Genomic DNA, 15,985 nt, shown 5'->3' on the forward strand with positions numbered 1-15,985 from the left:
GGAGAAGGCGCGTCGCGCGGCACCCGGCGGTAGTACGCGGCACCCAGGGGTGGTGCGCGGCATCCGGCGGAGGCGCGCGGTGTTCAGCGGTAGTGGAGCGCCGGGAAGCACTCGGGGAACGGCCGCCGCCAGCGGTGCCCGTCCGGGGGCACGTGCGCCTCAAGATGCTCGCGCACCGGCGGCACCATGGCCTTGAAGAAGCGCCGTGGCGTGGCACGCGGGTTGGTCTCGGCGAGGTGGCACAGGGCGTCGGCCCCGGTCAGCAGCGTGTAACGGCCCTGGCCCCGGCCGTAGAAGACGTAGGTCGGGGCGCTCCAGCGCCAGGCCGACCTGCCGGTGTTGCGGTTGCGGACGGCGGTGGCGATCAACCGGCCCCCGGTCCGCCAGGCGGGCAGCGACGGCCTCCCGGTCCGCTCGCCGATCGGCCAGGCGTCGAGCCACACACGGTGCCCGTCGAAGATCCAGCGCACGTCCCAGCCGTGTTCCCGCAGGATGTCGGCGTGGTCGTCGAACACGGTCGGGTGGGGAGGCCGGTGCGAAGGACGGTGGTTTCGTGGGTCCTGCCGCGCCTGCTGGACGAGTTCGGCGTACTGGACGGGATACCGCTCGACGAGGTGGCGGTGGACCGGCGCCTCGGCCCGGCGGCTTCGCCGGTCCTGTTCGACCAGCGCGGCCCGGACATGGGTGAGGAAGGTGAGCTTGGACGCCCACTTCTCGCGGGACGCGTCGTGACGGGCCTGGATGAGGTGCGGGTCCGGGACGGCGAAGAGGTTGCGCACCCGCACGGGCGTCACCTCAAGGCCGATCTCGGTGAACGCCATCGTGCCGATCGCCACCAGGGCCTCGTACCAGCGGGACAGCAGCGCCGGATGGCGTAGCGGGTGGCACACCCCACTGTCCTTGATGTCGTTGCCGACCAGCTCACGGAAGGCGGTCGTGCCCATCGCCAGCATCCTGGCCACCTCCGGAGGATGGCCGTCGCCGGCCCCGTCGGGCCAGAGCAGCGAGTCGGCCTCCTCCCGATGGGCCGCGACCAGCGCCGCGACCGCCGACGCCGTCGCCCGGTCGGTCGTCAGCCCGGCGTGCGCCTCGGCGGTGAGGCGCGCCTCGACGCCGCGCTGGCGGATGCGGGCCAGCCGCCGTTCGGCGCGCCGGGTCACCGGATCGTCGAAACCTGAGCCGAGCACGCTGTTCCACCACGACAGCTGGTGGAGCCCCTCCTGCCGGATCAGCACGTCCTCCCAGACATCGCAGGTCTCGGCGGAGGACAGCCAGCGGCTCAGCCCGGAGGGAACCCGGTTGAGGGTGGCCTCGGCCACCGCCAGGAGGCTGATGGTGTCAGGATCGTCGCCGTACTGGCCCCGTAACCCTTCGGGAGTGATGTCGGGGTCGAGCTGTGCGACATCGGCCAGTCGCATTCGCGTGCCGCTCACCTGATCTCCTCGCCGTAACGGTAGTGGTACGCGCATATGGAGCCAGCAGGACGGTACACCGGTGACGGCCGATCACATCGGCGATTAGCGCACACCGCCTCCTTTCGGATCGATCAGGTAATCCATATATCCAGAAATATGGGCGTATCAGCGGGCGCCCGGCAGTACCTGGGCCTCGACCTCGTCAAGCCAGCGGAGATACCAGCGGGCGAACCCGAGGGGCGCGCCGTCGTCGTCGAACAACGGCTGGAACCCTTCGTCGCTCATGATGCTGTTGGCCCACATCTGGCCCCGCGCCGGACCCGTGACCACCAGGCCCTCCAGATGGGAGCAGCCGAGATGGCACAGGTGCAACATCCCGATCGAGTGCCGGGGGTCGTCGACGGTCGTCTCGTACCACCCCCAGTACTCCTCCAGGGCTGCCTTGAACTCTTCGGGGGAGCCGAAGTCCGCCTCGCCGGGCGGGCTCGCCGGGTTGAACGCCTCGACGTGGGGAAACGGCTGGTCCAGGATGTCCAGGTCGGTGCGGTCGGCCTCGCTGCCCTCCCACCGCCACCGCCCGGCCACGCGCCGCACGGGGAAGAGCCCGTAGGAGGGCCCCGCTCCGCCGCGTCCCGCCTCCAGCAGGAAGGAACGGTACTCCTCGGGCAGTTCAACCCGGAGCTGCCCCTCCAGTTCGGCCAGCTCCCCGGCGCTCAGCGGCGCTTCGAGGTTCCAGCGATGTCCTTCGGAGCCGAACACCGCCTTGGCGCGCCGTTTCGCGGCCAGCCGCGAGAGCCGTTCACGCACATCCGACCAGTCGCAACCCGTCATATCCGGCACCTTAAAGGACGGACGCGGAAGAAATCGGGCCTGCGATCATGGTCGTCTGGTCCGGTACGGCGGAAGGCGGACGCGGTGTCCATGCGGTTGACGCTGGTGAGGATCGACCCCGAGGCGCTGCGGGCCGTACGGGCGAAGCCTGATCTGGCGGGGGAGATCCTCGCCGGGCCCTCCCAGGAGGAGGACGTGTTCACGGACGACTACCTGGCCCTCGGCGACATCGCGGAGGGCAGGGCCGAGGTCGAGCACGGGGACGCGCGGTGGGGGCGGCACTACCCCTGGCTCGCGGCGGCGACCGGCGCGGACGGTGAACACGACCTGCCGGGCCACGCGTTCGGGTACGGCCCGCCGTTCGCCCTCGATCCGGAGCGGGTGGCGGAGATCGCGCGGGGCCTGGCCGGTGAGGGATGGGGTTTCGCCGCCGCCAGGCAGGACGGGTTCGAGGGCCTCGGCCCGTTCTACACGGCGGCGGCGCGGGAGGGCGGGGCGGTCGTGGGAGGGGTGAGCTGACCCTCACGGGAGCCGACCCTCACGGAAGCGCCCTTCACGGTCGGGCCGTCCCTTGTGGAAGGCCGGTCACCCCTCCCGATGCCCCGTATGTCAGGAGCGCGCCTTGGCGGACGCCCTGCGGTTGGCCTTCTTGATCGCGTCGACGAGTTCGGTCTTGGTCATGGACGACCTTCCCGGCACGTCCAGCCGCTTGGCCACGTCGTACAGATGCTGCTTGGAGGAGTTGGCGTCGACGCCTTCGGCGGTCTTCCCGCGTTTGGGAGTGTGCCGGGCCGCCTGCTTGTCGGAGGGACCCTTCCTGCTCTTGGGCTCCCAGTGGTCGCCGATCTTCTCGAAGGAGTGCTTGAGGGCGGCGTTGGCCGTCCGATGGGCGCGTTCCCCCTCGCCGTACTCCTTGACCGCGGAGTCGTGGGCCTTGATCCACGTCTCCTGGGCCTTCTTGGGAGAGCGTTTGAGCGTCTCGGGTAGTTCCTGACGGACGGGCATGATCGTCACCTCTTCTCCAGGTCGGATGTTGGCCTCATTCGGGCCATACCCCTCATTGCATCCCGAAACATCATTCAATTGTGAAATCAGCGGTTACGTCCTGTTAGCCGATCAGGGGGTGGGGCACGTGGGGGAAATGCCTGATGAACCACGCCAGACACCACCGGAACAGCAGCAGCCGTACCCGGGCAGCAGCGGCGACATGACCCCCGCTCCCCGGGACGAGATGCGCGACTACGAGGGCCGCGGCCTGCTCAGGGGCCGGCGGACACTGATCACCGGGGGTGACTCGGGAATCGGCAGGGCCGTCGCCGTGGCGTTCGCGAAGGAGGGAGCGGACGTCGCGATCGCCTACCTGTCCGAGCACGAGGACGCCGAGCACACCCGCAAGCTGGTCGAGGAGGCCGGGCGGCGGTGCGTACTGCTGCCGGGAGACCTCTCCCAGGCCGCCCACTGCGCCGACGTGGTGGACCGTACGGTGAGCGAACTCGGCGGGCTCGACGTGCTCGTCAACAACGTCGCCTACCAGCAACCGGTCGACTCGCTCGACGAACTGGACGACGAACAGTGGGAGTACACCTTCGCCGTCAACATCCACAGCTACTTCCGGGTCACCAGGGCGGCGCTGCGGCACATGGGCGAGGGGTCGGCCATCGTCAACACCTCCTCGATCAACGGGCTGCGCGGCAACAAGACCCTGATCGACTACGCCGCGACCAAGGGCGCGATCAACGCCTTCACCTACTCGATGGCACAGAACCTGCTCGAACGCCGCATCCGGGTTAACGCGGTGGCCCCGGGGCCGGTGTGGACACCGCTCATCCCGGCCACCATGCCACCGGAGAAGGTGGAGAAGTTCGGCGAGCAGGCGCCCATGGAACGGGCCGCCGACCCCGACGAGATCGCCCCGTCCTACGTCTTCTTCGCCGCCGACCGCCTGTCGTCCTACTACACCGGAGAGATCCTGGCCCCGGTCGGCGGCGAGACCCTTCCCGGCTGATCCTTCGAGGTCATCGGGGCGGAACGTAGGAGGAGACGGCCAGCCAGAGGGCGCAGAGAACGACCACGGCCGTCGCGGCGACGGTCCGCACCCTGGCGAGGGACCCGGGTCTGACCTTCAACCGGGTGGGCCGGGCGGTCCAGACGACGAGGAGGGCGGCGAGCAGCAGGTGCGACCGTACGAGGAGAAGATCGTCGAGCACCGGGAAGACGTCGAGGACCGGGAAGAGAAGAAGGACCGCCGCGACCGTGGCGCCGATCCACCGTGACAGGCCGGTGGCATGCGCGACCGCCGCCAGGGCGACGAGGGCGACCGGCAGGCCGATCCTGTCGGCCTGGGAGAACCACTGGAGAGCGGCGCACAGCCACCGGGGGACGTCGTCCGAGGACTCCGGCGCCATCACGAAGAAGACGGTGAACGAGCGCTCGTCGAACTCGGAGACGGGCCGATCGCACAGTGCGCCCCACGCGGCGGGGAGGACGGCCGCCCACGGGGCGAAGCCGTACCGCCCGCTGGACAGGGGATGCCGGGCCGCCAGGAGCAGTGCCCCGACGGCCACCGGGTAACAGACGAGCAGAGGCCAGGGGAAGGAGGCCGTACGGACCTGGCCGGTGCACGGGTCGGGGACGGAGACGAGAAGGCCGAGGACGAGGACGGCGCCGGTCACGAAGGCGGCGGCGAGCACGGTCCTGCGCGAGCCGTACGAGACGAGACCGGCCACGACGACCGGCAGCAGGAGGATCCCGAGGAACAGCGCCTCCGCGGGGACGCTCTCCAGCGCGTACGGACCCTCCGGCAGGTAGGGGCTCTCCGAGGAGCAGAACCAGGGGAGGTCGCCTGTGCCGATGCCGAAGGCCGTCAGGATCACCGGACCCGAGACGGCCAGGACGGCGTAGAGGCGCGATGCCACCGCGAGTTCCGGCACCAGTACGTCGTCCTCTCGGCGTCAACGGGCTTAGTGATCTTCAGCGTAGTGGCCGTCCCGGGAGTCCGTCGCCTACGGTGCTGGGGTGCGGAGTCGGGGGTGGGGGATCGGGGCGGACGTCGTCGCGGCGGTCGCCGTTGTCGGGATGTTCTGGGCGTTGCCGATGACTCAGGCCGCCGCCTGGCCGTACGTCGCCGTGGGAGTGGTGCTGGCGGCGGTGACCGCGGGGACGATGGTCCTGCGCGGGCGGCTGCCGTTCGCCGCGACGGTCACCGCGGGGGCCGCGACCGTCGTGGGCGGTGCTCTGGGGGTCTGCCAGGATCCGATGCTGGCCGCGGCCTGGTGCCTGTATCCGCTCGCGGTCGAGCGGGCGCGCCGTACGCGGGTGGCGGTCGTGGTGCTGGCGGCCATGTTCGCGGCGCTGGCGCTGGTCGTCGCCGTTCCCGAGGGGGCCGCTCGCGGCCTCGGGGAACGGGTGGTCATCGCGGTGGCCGCGCTCAGCGCGTCGTGGCTGTTCGGCACGACCACCGGCAGGCAGATCGAGTCCGCGCGGGAGACGGAGCGGATGCGCGTGCAACTTGAGGTGGCGCGTGACGTCCACGACGTGGTCGGGCACGCGCTGGGGGTGACGCTGGCGCAGTCCGGGGTCGTCCTGAGTCTCCCCGACGTAGGGGAGGCCGAACTGCGCGAGACCCTGGCGGAGGTGGAGACCCACACGCGCCAGGCGCTTGAGGACGTGCAGGCGCTGGTGCGGACGCTCCGCGACCCGGACGGCGGCCCGGGGCCGGGCCTCGACGGGATCGCGGCGGTCATCACCGCGACCCGCGCCGCCGGAGTCGACGTCGAGACCCGGATCGGCCCGGAACTCGGCCTGCGGATCGGCACGAGGACCAACCGGGAGACCGGCACCAAGCTTGGTGCGGGGCTCGACCGGGAGGGCGGTCCGAAGGGCGACGCGGGGCTCGGTCTGGAGACGGCCGGGAAGGTCGGGGACGTGGTGGGGGCGGTGGCGTTCAGGGTCGTACAGGAGGCGTTGGGCAACGTGGTACGGCATGCCCCCGGCGCGACATGCGTCGTTGACCTGCACCGGGAGGGCGACGCCCTGGTGGTCGGGGTCGCCGACGGCGGGGCGCTCGCGGGCCGGGACGCGGCCCGGTCCGCCGGCGCGGGGGTCGGGCTACGGGGTATGCGTGAACGGGTCCGCCTGGTCGGTGGGACGGTGACCTGGGGCGCCCGGCCGGAGGGCGGATTCGCGGTCGAGGCCAGACTGCCCCTCAACGACCAGGACCGGACCACGGCTCAGAGACGAGGCCAGGCCGACGTTCAGGGACAAGGCCGGACCGGCGTTCAGGTCGTGGCTTCGGGGCGAGGCCGAGCCGCAGTCCAAGGGCGAGGCGAGGACGGTGTTCAGGGGCAAGGCCAGACCGATTCCCAGGAGCGAGGCCAGGACGATGTTCAGGGGCAAGGTCGGACCGACGCTCAGGGGCGTGGTTTCGAGGGAGGTGATGATGTCCGCTGAGGTGGTGTCGGTCTTTCTGGCCGACGATGACGCGGGCATGCGTGGGGCCTACCGGAAGCTGTTCGAGCGTACGGCGGGCTTCCGGTTCGCCGGGGAGGCGGCCGACGGGCTTGAGGCGGCCAGACTGGTCACCGCGCTGCGACCGGATGTGGCGCTGCTCGACGTGCAGATGCCGGGGACCGACGGGATCGAGGCCGCGCGGCGCATCGTGGCCGACACGACCACCAGGGTCGTCATGCTGACCACCTTCGACCTGGACGAGTACGTGCACCGGGCCCTGACGGTCGGGGCCTCGGGCTTCCTGCTGAAGAACGCCTCCCCGGCGGAGATCCTGCGGGCCGTCCGTACGGTTCACGAGGGAAACGCCATGCTCGCCCCCGAGGTGACGGCACGGTTGCTCGACCGGTTCGCGCCCGAGCGGCCCGTCGAACGGCACCCCTTCGCCGAGCACGTCCTGTCCGAACGGGAACTGCAGGTCATCCGGCTGGTCGCCAGGGGCCGTTCCAACCAGCAGATCGCCGACGAGCTGTTCCTGAGCCTGGAGACGGTCCGCACTTACCTTCGCCGGATGTTCGCCAAGCTGGGGGTCAACGACCGTACGCACCTGGCGGTGCTCGCCCACGAGGCGGGGCTGCTGCGCGAACCCCGGTAGCCGTCCCCTTTCGGACGCCGTGGAGCCGGGGGATCGACTCCGATGCCGGGTCGCGTGCCGGTGGCCGTTCGCTTTCGGGTGTCGTGAGCCGGGCGATTGACCTGCGCGTCGGTGGCCGTTCGCTCTCGGGCGCTGTGGGGCCGAGGGATCGGGCCGTGCGTCGGTGGATGTCCACTTTCGGGTGACGCGGGGCCGGGGCGACAGGGAGCACGCTGGACGTCCGGATCCCAGGCGACGCGAGGCGGGCGATGATCGAGGTTTCACGGCTCAGTAAGCGCTACGGCGCGAAGACGGCGGTCGACGACGTCAGCTTCACCGTACGGCCGGGCACGGTGACCGGTTTCCTCGGCCCGAACGGCGCGGGCAAGTCCACCACGTTGCGTGTGCTGCTCGGTCTCGACCATCCGACGAGCGGCACCGCGCTGATCGACGGCAAGCCGTACCGCGACCTGAGCCATCCGTTGCGCAAGGTCGGGGCGCTGCTCGACGGGGCGGGGCCGGTGCCCGAGCGTCGCGCGATCGACCACCTCACGTGGATCGCGCAGAGCAACCGCATTCCCCGGAGCCGGGTACGGGAGGTGCTCGACCTGGTCGGCCTCGGTGACGCGGCCAAGCAGCGGGTCAAGAAGTACTCCCTCGGCATGGGACAGCGCCTGGGCATCGCCGCGGCGCTGCTCGGCGACCCGGAGATCCTGGTGCTCGACGAACCGGTCAACGGGCTCGATCCGGACGGCATCCGCTGGGTGCGCACCTTCCTGCGGGAGTTCGCGGCCTCCGGCCGTACCGTGCTGTTGTCCAGCCACCTGATGGCGGAGATGGCCGAGACCGCGGACGAGGCGGTCGTCATCGCCCAGGGCAGGATCGTCGCGCGCGGCTCGATCGAGGAGATCACCAAGGGGCACGCGTCGCTGGAGACGGCCTTCTTCGCGCTCACCGGCGGCCAGGTGGGGTGGTGAGCGCCGTGTTCGCAGCGACTAGAGCCGAACTGACGAAGATCGTCACCCTGCGCACGGTGTGGATCGTCACCGGTGTGATCCTCGCCCTGCACCTGCTGGTCTCCTACGCGAACGTGGGGATCAACACCGAGGCGGTGCGCGCCATCACCCCGGACGGCATGATCGAGCTGTTCGCCGACGACCCGCAGCCCGCCAACCGGGCGATCGTCGACTTCCTGGTGGCGTCGTCGTTCCAGATGGGGCTGTTCCTGCCCGGTCTCGGGGCGGTCATCGCCGGGCAGGAGTTCCGTACCCCGCAGCTCGGGCAGACCCTGCTCGCGGTGCCGCGCCGGGGACGTCTGATCGTCGCCAAGACCGTCGCGGCCACCGTCTACCTGCTGTTCGTGGCCGTCGTCGTCGCCGGAGTCAGCACGGCGTTCATGTACGCCGCGGTCAGGGACTGGAATCCGGGCCTGCTGGTGAGCTCCGGAGCGTGGATCGGGCAGGGGAAGTTCGTCGCCTTCGCGGTGCTGACCGGCCTGATCAGCTTCGCGATCACGGTGATCGCCCGCAGCACCCTCACGGGCGTCGCGGTCACCGTCGGGTTGATCGCGGTCACCATGACGCAGCTCCTGGCCGTGTTCTCCCCGGCCCTCGACGCGCTGTTCCCGCTCAGCGCGGGCCGCAACCTGCTGCTCAACCCGGTGGAGAACACGCTCTCCGCGGGGCCGGGGCACGCCATGGTGGTGCTGGTCGCCTGGCCGCTGGTGACCACGGTCGTGGCCGCCTTCCTGCTCGCCAGGAGGGACGCGCGATGACGAACCTGCCACGCGACGGGGAACACGCGCGGCTCCCACGCGGCGAGGGAAACGGGCGACCCCCACGGGGCGACGTCCCCGCGCGACCCCCGCGCGCCGGAGAGGAAACGCGGCTCCCACGCGACGAGGAGAACGCGCGATGACCGGCTTCTCCGAACGGCGGGAGGCGATCGGGCTGGCCGATCTGGCGCGCGCCGAGTTCACCAAGATCCGCACCCTGCCCGCGACCTGGATCGCGCTGGCCGTCACCCTGGTCGCCAACACGCTGCTGGGCCTGCTCGCGGCCTCCGACACCGTGCGCGTCGCCTCCCAGGGCGGACCGGTCGCCATCGCCCAGCTCGGCACCGTGATGCTGGCCCCGGTCTACGCCTTCGTCGCCGTCCCGGTCTTCGCCGCGGGCAGGGAGTACGGCGGGCAGCTGCGGGTCAGCCTCATCGCGACGCCCGACCGCAACCGGTTCTTCCTGGCCAAGCTCCTGGCCGGCGCGGGGACGGCCGTCGTGGCGGCGACGGCCGTGCTGCTCCCCGGTCTTCTCGTACGGCACGCGGTGGACGGCCTGCCCGCCGAGGTGACGGCCTATCTGCTGCTCGGCCTTCTCGGGTGTGGCTTCGCGGTCCTGGCCAGGACGGTCGTCACCCCGCTGGCCGTCCTGTTCATCCTGCCGATCCTGGTCTCCCCGATGCTCGCGGGCCTGCTGCCCGGCCTCGTGCGGCTGCTGCCACACGAGGCGACGCTGAGCTTCCTCGGCACCCCCACGAGCCCGGTGCTGGCGCTCAGCCGTCCCGCCGGTTTCGGGGTGCTCCTGGCCTGGGCCGTGGTGTTCGTCGGCGCCGCCTGGGTGGTCACCGTACGGCGGGACAGCTGAGGGGCGTCAAGACTGGTGCAGCAGGTTCGCCCGGATGACCACGGCGACGAGCGCGTCCCGGCCCGCTCCCTTGGGGAGTCTCAGCTTCTCGCTGACGTACTTGATGTGGGCGTCGACGGCACGCGGGCTGATGGACCGGTGGCGGGTGCGCAGCTTGTCGGCGATCTCCACGGAGGTGGGCAGGCTCGCGTCCATGGTGCCGTTCAGCCTGTCGCGACAGAGTTCGGACAGGACGGAGAAATAGGTCGAACGGCGGTCGAGCAGCGGACGCGGCGGCGGCGACTGGCACATCACCAGGCGGTCCTGGGAGGTGTACTGCGGCTCGTAGCCGAAGACGGCCACCTTGGGGGCGTTGGGTGAGGGGGCCAGCTCGATCTGCGCCAGCTCGAACGGGACGGGCACGTCGCGGCGTCCGGGTTCGACCACAAGATACTGGTACCAGTCGTCCATGTTCGTCACGGTCATCGGTGCCTCGCCGGACAGGTTGCTCAGCGACCAGAATCCGGTGTGGGCGGTGACGCGGCCGATCGCCGGTGGCAGCTCGTCGGTGTCGATGCGCAGGTCGACTCTGCAGTGCCCGCAACGACAAGCCCCGATCGTGGCGGACTGCCCGGCGGTCAGACTGATCTGGGTGGCCGTCTCACCGATCTCGGCGGGGCCCTGGATCGTGATCTTCTTGTTCATCGCTTCCCCGTTGTTCTTCATGGCTCCCCGTGCTGATCAAGAAACTCTGGGGTGGGCCGTATGCCGCTCCTCGGATCGTCTTGTCGGCGTCCTTGGGAGGCCTACGGAGGAGCCGCCGCGGCGGCGACGCCGACCGGTCGGCTGCTGTGCGAAGCGAGAATCGTCACCTCCCGAGGATGTCGTCCGGTCTGGACAGGTCACAACGTCCTTTTTGCAGTTTTATGCCAGCCTGAAAACAGACGAACCGCCGGAGAATTCACCATCAGGCAGCCGAAAATCACCCTTAATGTAAGACATGTGCGCTCGTGGCTACAAGGGTGGCCGCAGGGGCGAAGCGGCTGATCGGGACGCACTGTTAATTGGTGTTCAAGGACGCGCCGGACGCTGGGAGAACTCCATATACGTTCACATTGACTACGGAGAGTCAGTGGGGTCACGGAGGCAGTGAACCGGATCACTAATCGATCGCCACGCGCGCGTCTATCAATGATTTTCCCCAGCGGCAACCGGACGACTTCTCGGATCGCCGAGATTACCCCGGGCGGACGGGCGGCTTAGCTTTCTGTGTGGGCACCGGCCGGTGCCGACGCACCAACGACCCACATGAGAGAGGAGTACACCGTGAGTGACTACACCGCACCCACGCTGACCCGGATCGGATCGTTCGAGGACGTCACCAAGAGCCTCGGCAGCGCCCGTGAGCACGACATCCTCGGCTTCCGCGCGCTGATCGTGATCCACCCGCCGGCCTGACCCGCGAGGGACGGCTGAGCGCGGGCACGGAGCAGCAGACACCTGCTCCGTGCCCGTCCAACCCTACCCAATTCCCATCGACGCGGAACACGATGAAAAGGCCGGGAATTTCGCCATGCCCGTGGTAGTCCTGCCAGACATCCCTTTGCGTCCCGCACTCGTGAACGAGATCGTCGAGCACGCGGGAGAGATCCTGTTCCGACATCCATCGGGATTCCCGTGGATCATCGGCGGCGACGGCCGTGGGATCGTGCGGGCGGGAAACAGGGATATCGACGTCATTCTCCTGGGAAACAGCGGAGCGGCATTCACAGAAAGCGATCTTGCCCGGCTCGTCGGCGACAGGAAAACGGTCAGGGAACTCGATTCGGTCGCCGAGCGGCTCGTCGAGGGCGACCTCCTGCTCTTCGCCAGAGAGAACACGCGCATGCGCTCGCAGGGCCCGCTCCTGCTCACCCGCGCCCTGTGCTGGGCCATGGTCGACGGGGTGCCCCTGATCTCCGACGACCAGCACACGCTCAGGTCCCTGGCCCGGCTACGCCCCGACCCGGCCGTCCTGGCGAGCAGGCTCACCGACGCGGAGATCGCGCACGCCTACGGGCTCAGGAGCGTCTGGGAGGGCGTGCACGTCACCGGCCCCGGCGAGTGGCTCGACTCCTGGAACGACCGCGCCCCCGCCCGCACGGTGTGGTGGCGACCGCCCCACCCCGGCCGCTCCGTGGACGACCTCGCGGAGGAACTGCGCGGGGCCGTCACCGAGGCGCTGCGCCTCAGAACGGCGGGACACCAGGAGATCAGCGCCGACCTGTCCGGCGGCCTCGACTCCACGACCCTCTGCTTCTTCCTCGCCGACCTCGGCCTCAAGCCGCACACGCTCTTCCTCGCCTCGGCCAACGTCGCCAACAACGACCACCGATGGGCGGGCCGCGCCGCCGCGGAGCTGGGCGTCGACCACCACAGCGTGCCGTACGGCTCGGTCATCCCGCACCTGCTGGACGAGCGGACGGGCACGGTGGCCACGGCGCCGGAGGGGCCGGGCATCGCCAACGCCGCGCTGGCCTCGGTCTCCATGATCGAGGAGGTCATGAAGGAGACCGGGACCACGCTGCACCTCAACGGTCACGCGGGCGACGCCCTGTTCGGCTCGGTCTCCACGATGCTCTGGTCGCTGTTCCACTCGCGGGAGAAGGGGCGCTACCGCCGTACGTGGCGGTTCAGGGTGCTCAACCGGCACCCGCTCGGCCAGACCGTCCGGATGCTCGCCGAGCGGGGCTCCTACCTGGACGACCTGCGCCGGATCGCCCGGCACGACTTCGGCGTCCGTGACGAGGGGGTGGCCGCCTACTCCCGCTGGGTGCCGCTGCCGAAGGTGCACCCGGCGCTGACCGAGACCGCCCGCGAGCACCTGCGACGACTGGCCGCCGACGCGGTCGCCGGGGAACGGGGAGCCTTCTCCGAGGACCGTACGGTCAACCAGATCCTCGACTACCTCGTGGTGCACGGCAACGTCGTACGACGGATGAACCAGGCCGCGACCCCCGGCGGGATCACCTTCGACAGCCCGTATCTCGACCGGCGCGTCGTCGAGGCCGCCCTGGCGCTCGGTGTCGGCGCGCGCAGTCACCAGTACCCGGCCAAACCGCTGCTCGCGGCGGCGAGACCCCCGGCGATGGCGCTCGACTACTTCACCAGGCCGGACAAGGGCGACTACACCGCCGAGGTGTTCGCCCAGCACCAGGCGGTCAAACCGGTGCTGCGACGGCTCTTCGCCGACGGCTCCGCCCTTGAGGACCTGGGCCTGGTCTCCGCCGAACGCGTCCTGCGCCTGGCCGAGCGGTACACCACGAGCGGAACCGCCTACACCGACCTGGACAACATCGTGATCGCCGAGCGCTGGCTGCGCTCCGTGGGACAGGGGGAGTGACGACCGTGGTTCACCTCAGGCAGGGCCTGTCGATCGTCGAGGTCGAGGACGGCAAGGTCATCCTCGACACCAGACGCGGCGTCTACTGGCACCTCAACCAGACGGCGATCACGATGGTCGAGGAACTCGGCCGGGGCCGCGCCCTCGACGACCTGGTCGGCCAGATCGCCCGGGAGACCGGGGCCGACGCGGAGCGGGTCCGCTCCGACCACCTGGCCCTGGTCGACGAACTGCGCCGCGCCAAGCTCATCGAGGGGAAACTGTCGTGAACGGCCTGCCGAAGGAGCCCTTCGCGGGTCCGCTGACGGGATCGCTCGCCGTGGACGCTCCGCCGGCGGGGTGGTCGTCGTGAGCGCGCCGATCATGCCGCAGCGCCGGGTACGGCTGCGCCGCAGGCCCGCCGTCGCCGCCAGGACCGCTGCCGCGCTCGCCCTGCCGCTGTCCAGGCTCTCCCCGCACCTGCTGCGCCGCGTGCTGAACCTGCTGGTCAAGGGCACCCGGCCCCCCGTGGCGGTGGACGTGCTGGCCTGGCGTGACGCGGTCAACAGCGTCAGCCGCCGCTGCGCGGGCGAGGGCTGCCTGCAACGCTCGGTCGCGGTCATGCTGCTCGGCCGCCTGTACGGCGCGCCGCCCGCGTGGAAGACCGGCTTCCGGCCCGACCCCTTCGTCGCGCACGCCTGGGTCGAGGTGGACGGAGTGCCGATCGGAGAGCCCGAGGTGGTGGCGCACTTCCACGCCGTCATGTCGGTCCCCCACCGCTGACCCCCACAACTTCCTGAAATTTCCGGAAACGAGGTCGTATACCGTGACCACCGTAGTCGCGCAGGAGACCGTGGCACCGGACGCCACCCCCGGGTCCGGGCAGGCGGCACCCCAGGTCGCCGGGTTCCGCCAGGCGCTGGCCCTGCTGAGGCCGTACCGTCCGAGCATGGTCGTGGCGTTCGCGTTCGGCGCCGCCTCGACCGTGCTCGCGGCGCTGCAGCCGCTGCTGGTCTCCTCGACGGTCGACGGGTTCGCCGGGGGCGTGCCGTACGGGGCGCTGGGGCTCATGTTCGCGCTGCTGGTGGCCAGTGCCACCCTCAACGGGCTCGAACAGTACGTCCTGCAGCGCTCGGGCGAACGCTTCGCCTTCGACACCAGGAAACGGCTGATCAGGCACGTCTACCGGCTGCCGATCGGCGTGCTCGAACGGCGTGAGCGCGGCGACCTCGTCTCCAGGATCACCACCGACGTGTCCCAGACCCGGTCCATCCTCAGTTCGGGACTGGTCGAGCTGGCCACCAGCCTGATCACGGTGCTGGTCTCCATCGTCATGATGGCGCTGATCGACTGGGTGCTGCTGGCGCTCGCGGCGCTGGCCATCTTCGTGGTCATCGTGGCGATCTACCTGATCGGACGGCGTACCCGCCCGGCCGGGTTGCGCGCGCAGAACGCCGTCGGCGACCTGGCCACCGTCGTCACCCGGGCCCTCGGCGCGATACGGACCATCCGCGCCACCGTCTCGACCACCCGCGAGGCCGACTCCGCCGTGGAACGGGCCCGCGAGGCCCTCGACGCCGGTTTCGCCGTCGCCCGGCTGCGGGCCGTCGTGCAGACCTTCTCCGGCGTCGCCGTACAGCTGCTGCTCGTCGCGGTCGTCGCCGCCGGGGCGATCCGGGTCGCCGCGGGCTCGCTCACCATCGGCCAGCTCAGCGCCTTCATCATGTATCTGCTGCTCATGGCCACCCCGATCACGGTGTTCGGCGGCCTGGTCTCGCTGCTCGGCGAGGCCTTCGGCTCGCTCACCCGGATCATGGAGATCCAGGCGATGGAGCCGGAGACCGACACCCCGCTGACGGCCCTGCCCGTACGGACGGCCCCCGGCGAGCCGGTCTTCACGCTCAGGGACGTCTCCTTCCGCTACCCGAGGCGTACGGAGAACGGCTCCGACGACGAGGCGTGGGCCCTGCGGAACGTCACCCTGGACTTCCCCGGCGGCAGGACGACGGCCGTGGTCGGCCCGTCCGGCGCGGGCAAGTCGACGCTCTTCGCCCTGCTCGAACGGTTCCACGACGTCACCGAGGGGGAGATCGGCTTCCTCGGTGAGGACGTGCGGCGGCTGTCACGCGACGAACTGCGCGGGCAGATCTCCTACGTCGAGCAGGACGCGCCCGCGCTGTCCGGCACCGTACGGGACAACCTGCTGCTCGGCGCGCACACCGCGAGCCGGGAACGGTGCCTTGAGGCCCTGTGCCGGGTCAACCTGCCCGCGACGGACGATTTCCTCGACGCCCAGGTCGGTGAGGTCGGGGTGCTGCTCAGCGGTGGCGAACGGCAGCGGCTGGCGATCGCGCGGGCGTTCCTCGCCGACGCGCCGATCCTGCTGCTGGACGAGGTCACCTCGAACCTGGACAGCAACAACGAGAAGGTCGTCCAGGACGTCCTGCGCGCCAAGGACGGCACCCAGTCGATCATCGTGATCGCGCACCGGCTCTCGACCGTGGTCGCGGCCGACTCGATCATCGTCATGGAGAACGGCCGGGTCGTGGCCCAGGGCAGGCACGAGGAACTCCTGAGGATCTCCCCTCTCTACCGCGAACTCGCCCACAACCAGCTGCTCGCCTGACGACCGCCTCGCGGAAGCGCGTCAGACCACAGGGATTCCCCATGGTCGCGGGTC

17 protein-coding genes are annotated in these 15,985 nt (G+C 70.3%); 12 read left to right on the top strand and 5 right to left on the bottom strand.

Translation table 11 applies throughout. The annotated features are described in order from the left end of the window. Positions 1–83 precede the first annotated feature (83 nt). Both ACFYY8_RS36775 and ACFYY8_RS36780 read right to left on the bottom strand, forming a co-directional pair. On the bottom strand, positions 84–1,433 hold the full coding sequence (locus ACFYY8_RS36775; RefSeq protein ID WP_390049219.1) for a hypothetical protein: 1,350 nt from the start codon (positions 1,431–1,433) through the stop codon (positions 84–86). Positions 1,434–1,580: 147 nt separating this feature from the next. Beyond that, a complete protein-coding gene (locus tag ACFYY8_RS36780) occupies positions 1,581–2,246 on the bottom strand; it encodes an SMI1/KNR4 family protein (protein WP_390049221.1) in 666 nt (221 codons plus the stop codon). An 84-nt stretch (positions 2,247–2,330) separates the two neighbouring features. Between ACFYY8_RS36780 and ACFYY8_RS36785 the strand changes: the two genes are divergently transcribed. Beyond that, positions 2,331–2,765: a hypothetical protein gene (locus ACFYY8_RS36785; protein WP_390049223.1), complete on the top strand. Its 435-nt coding sequence runs from the start codon at positions 2,331–2,333 to the stop codon at positions 2,763–2,765. Positions 2,766–2,855: 90 nt separating this feature from the next. Here ACFYY8_RS36785 and ACFYY8_RS36790 read toward each other — a convergent pair whose 3' ends face one another. Next, a complete protein-coding gene (locus ACFYY8_RS36790) occupies positions 2,856–3,251 on the bottom strand; it encodes a ChaB family protein (protein WP_390049225.1) in 396 nt (131 codons plus the stop codon). 136 nt (positions 3,252–3,387) lie between these two features. Here ACFYY8_RS36790 and ACFYY8_RS36795 point away from each other — a divergent pair, with 136 nt between their 5' ends. Further along, on the top strand, positions 3,388–4,251 hold the full coding sequence (locus ACFYY8_RS36795; RefSeq protein ID WP_390049227.1) for an SDR family oxidoreductase: 864 nt from the start codon (positions 3,388–3,390) through the stop codon (positions 4,249–4,251). Positions 4,252–4,261: 10 nt separating this feature from the next. Here the strand turns inward: ACFYY8_RS36795 and ACFYY8_RS36800 are convergent, their stop codons facing one another. Then, positions 4,262–5,161 carry a hypothetical protein gene (locus tag ACFYY8_RS36800; RefSeq protein ID WP_390049229.1) on the bottom strand — a complete coding sequence of 300 codons (900 nt, stop codon included), beginning with the start codon at positions 5,159–5,161 and terminating at the stop codon, positions 4,262–4,264. Between the two features lie 100 nt (positions 5,162–5,261). Here ACFYY8_RS36800 and ACFYY8_RS36805 point away from each other — a divergent pair, with 100 nt between their 5' ends. The 5 genes from ACFYY8_RS36805 to ACFYY8_RS36825 all read left to right on the top strand — a co-directional run bounded on the left by ACFYY8_RS36805 (position 5,262) and on the right by ACFYY8_RS36825 (position 9,965). Continuing rightward, a complete protein-coding gene (locus tag ACFYY8_RS36805) occupies positions 5,262–6,695 on the top strand; it encodes a sensor histidine kinase (RefSeq protein ID WP_390049231.1) in 1,434 nt (477 codons plus the stop codon). Beyond that, positions 6,685–7,347, top strand: a complete 663-nt coding sequence (locus ACFYY8_RS36810) for a response regulator transcription factor (protein WP_352012931.1) — start codon at positions 6,685–6,687, stop codon at positions 7,345–7,347. The genes ACFYY8_RS36805 and ACFYY8_RS36810 overlap by 11 nt, the downstream gene beginning before the upstream one ends. 248 nt (positions 7,348–7,595) lie before the next feature. Next, entirely contained in the window at positions 7,596–8,303 is a 708-nt protein-coding gene (locus ACFYY8_RS36815; protein ID WP_390049233.1) for an ABC transporter ATP-binding protein, read from the top strand. Next, a complete protein-coding gene (locus ACFYY8_RS36820) occupies positions 8,300–9,100 on the top strand; it encodes an ABC transporter permease (RefSeq protein WP_390049235.1) in 801 nt (266 codons plus the stop codon). The genes ACFYY8_RS36815 and ACFYY8_RS36820 overlap by 4 nt, the downstream gene beginning before the upstream one ends. 139 nt (positions 9,101–9,239) lie before the next feature. Next, the gene (locus tag ACFYY8_RS36825) at positions 9,240–9,965 is read left to right on the top strand and encodes a hypothetical protein (protein ID WP_390049237.1); all 726 of its coding nucleotides are present in this window, start codon (positions 9,240–9,242) and stop codon (positions 9,963–9,965) included. Positions 9,966–9,971: 6 nt separating this feature from the next. On the opposite strand, the gene ACFYY8_RS36830 is transcribed toward ACFYY8_RS36825, so the two are convergent. Continuing rightward, a complete protein-coding gene (locus tag ACFYY8_RS36830; RefSeq protein ID WP_390049239.1) occupies positions 9,972–10,670 on the bottom strand; it encodes a hypothetical protein in 699 nt (232 codons plus the stop codon). Positions 10,671–11,270: 600 nt separating this feature from the next. On the opposite strand from ACFYY8_RS36830, the gene ACFYY8_RS36835 reads away from it, so the two are divergent. From ACFYY8_RS36835 to ACFYY8_RS36855, 5 genes are all read left to right on the top strand, one after another. Further along, positions 11,271–11,402 (top strand): lasso RiPP family leader peptide-containing protein, encoded by a 132-nt coding sequence (locus tag ACFYY8_RS36835; RefSeq protein WP_352012936.1) that lies wholly within the window; start codon positions 11,271–11,273, stop codon positions 11,400–11,402. A 160-nt stretch (positions 11,403–11,562) separates the two neighbouring features. Beyond that, the gene (locus ACFYY8_RS36840) at positions 11,563–13,326 is read left to right on the top strand and encodes an asparagine synthase-related protein (RefSeq protein ID WP_390049241.1); all 1,764 of its coding nucleotides are present in this window, start codon (positions 11,563–11,565) and stop codon (positions 13,324–13,326) included. Then, entirely contained in the window at positions 13,323–13,595 is a 273-nt protein-coding gene (locus ACFYY8_RS36845) for a PqqD family peptide modification chaperone (protein ID WP_390049243.1), read from the top strand. The genes ACFYY8_RS36840 and ACFYY8_RS36845 overlap by 4 nt, the downstream gene beginning before the upstream one ends. A 79-nt stretch (positions 13,596–13,674) precedes the next feature. After that, entirely contained in the window at positions 13,675–14,088 is a 414-nt protein-coding gene (locus ACFYY8_RS36850) for a lasso peptide biosynthesis B2 protein (protein ID WP_390049245.1), read from the top strand. Positions 14,089–14,131: 43 nt separating this feature from the next. Further along, positions 14,132–15,931 carry an ABC transporter ATP-binding protein gene (locus ACFYY8_RS36855; RefSeq protein ID WP_390049247.1) on the top strand — a complete coding sequence of 600 codons (1,800 nt, stop codon included), beginning with the start codon at positions 14,132–14,134 and terminating at the stop codon, positions 15,929–15,931. The last annotated feature ends 54 nt before the right edge of the window (positions 15,932–15,985 follow it).

This window comes from Streptosporangium sp. NPDC001559 (assembly GCF_042893955.1).
In the GTDB taxonomy this organism is placed as follows: Bacteria; Actinomycetota; Actinomycetes; order Streptosporangiales; family Streptosporangiaceae; genus Streptosporangium.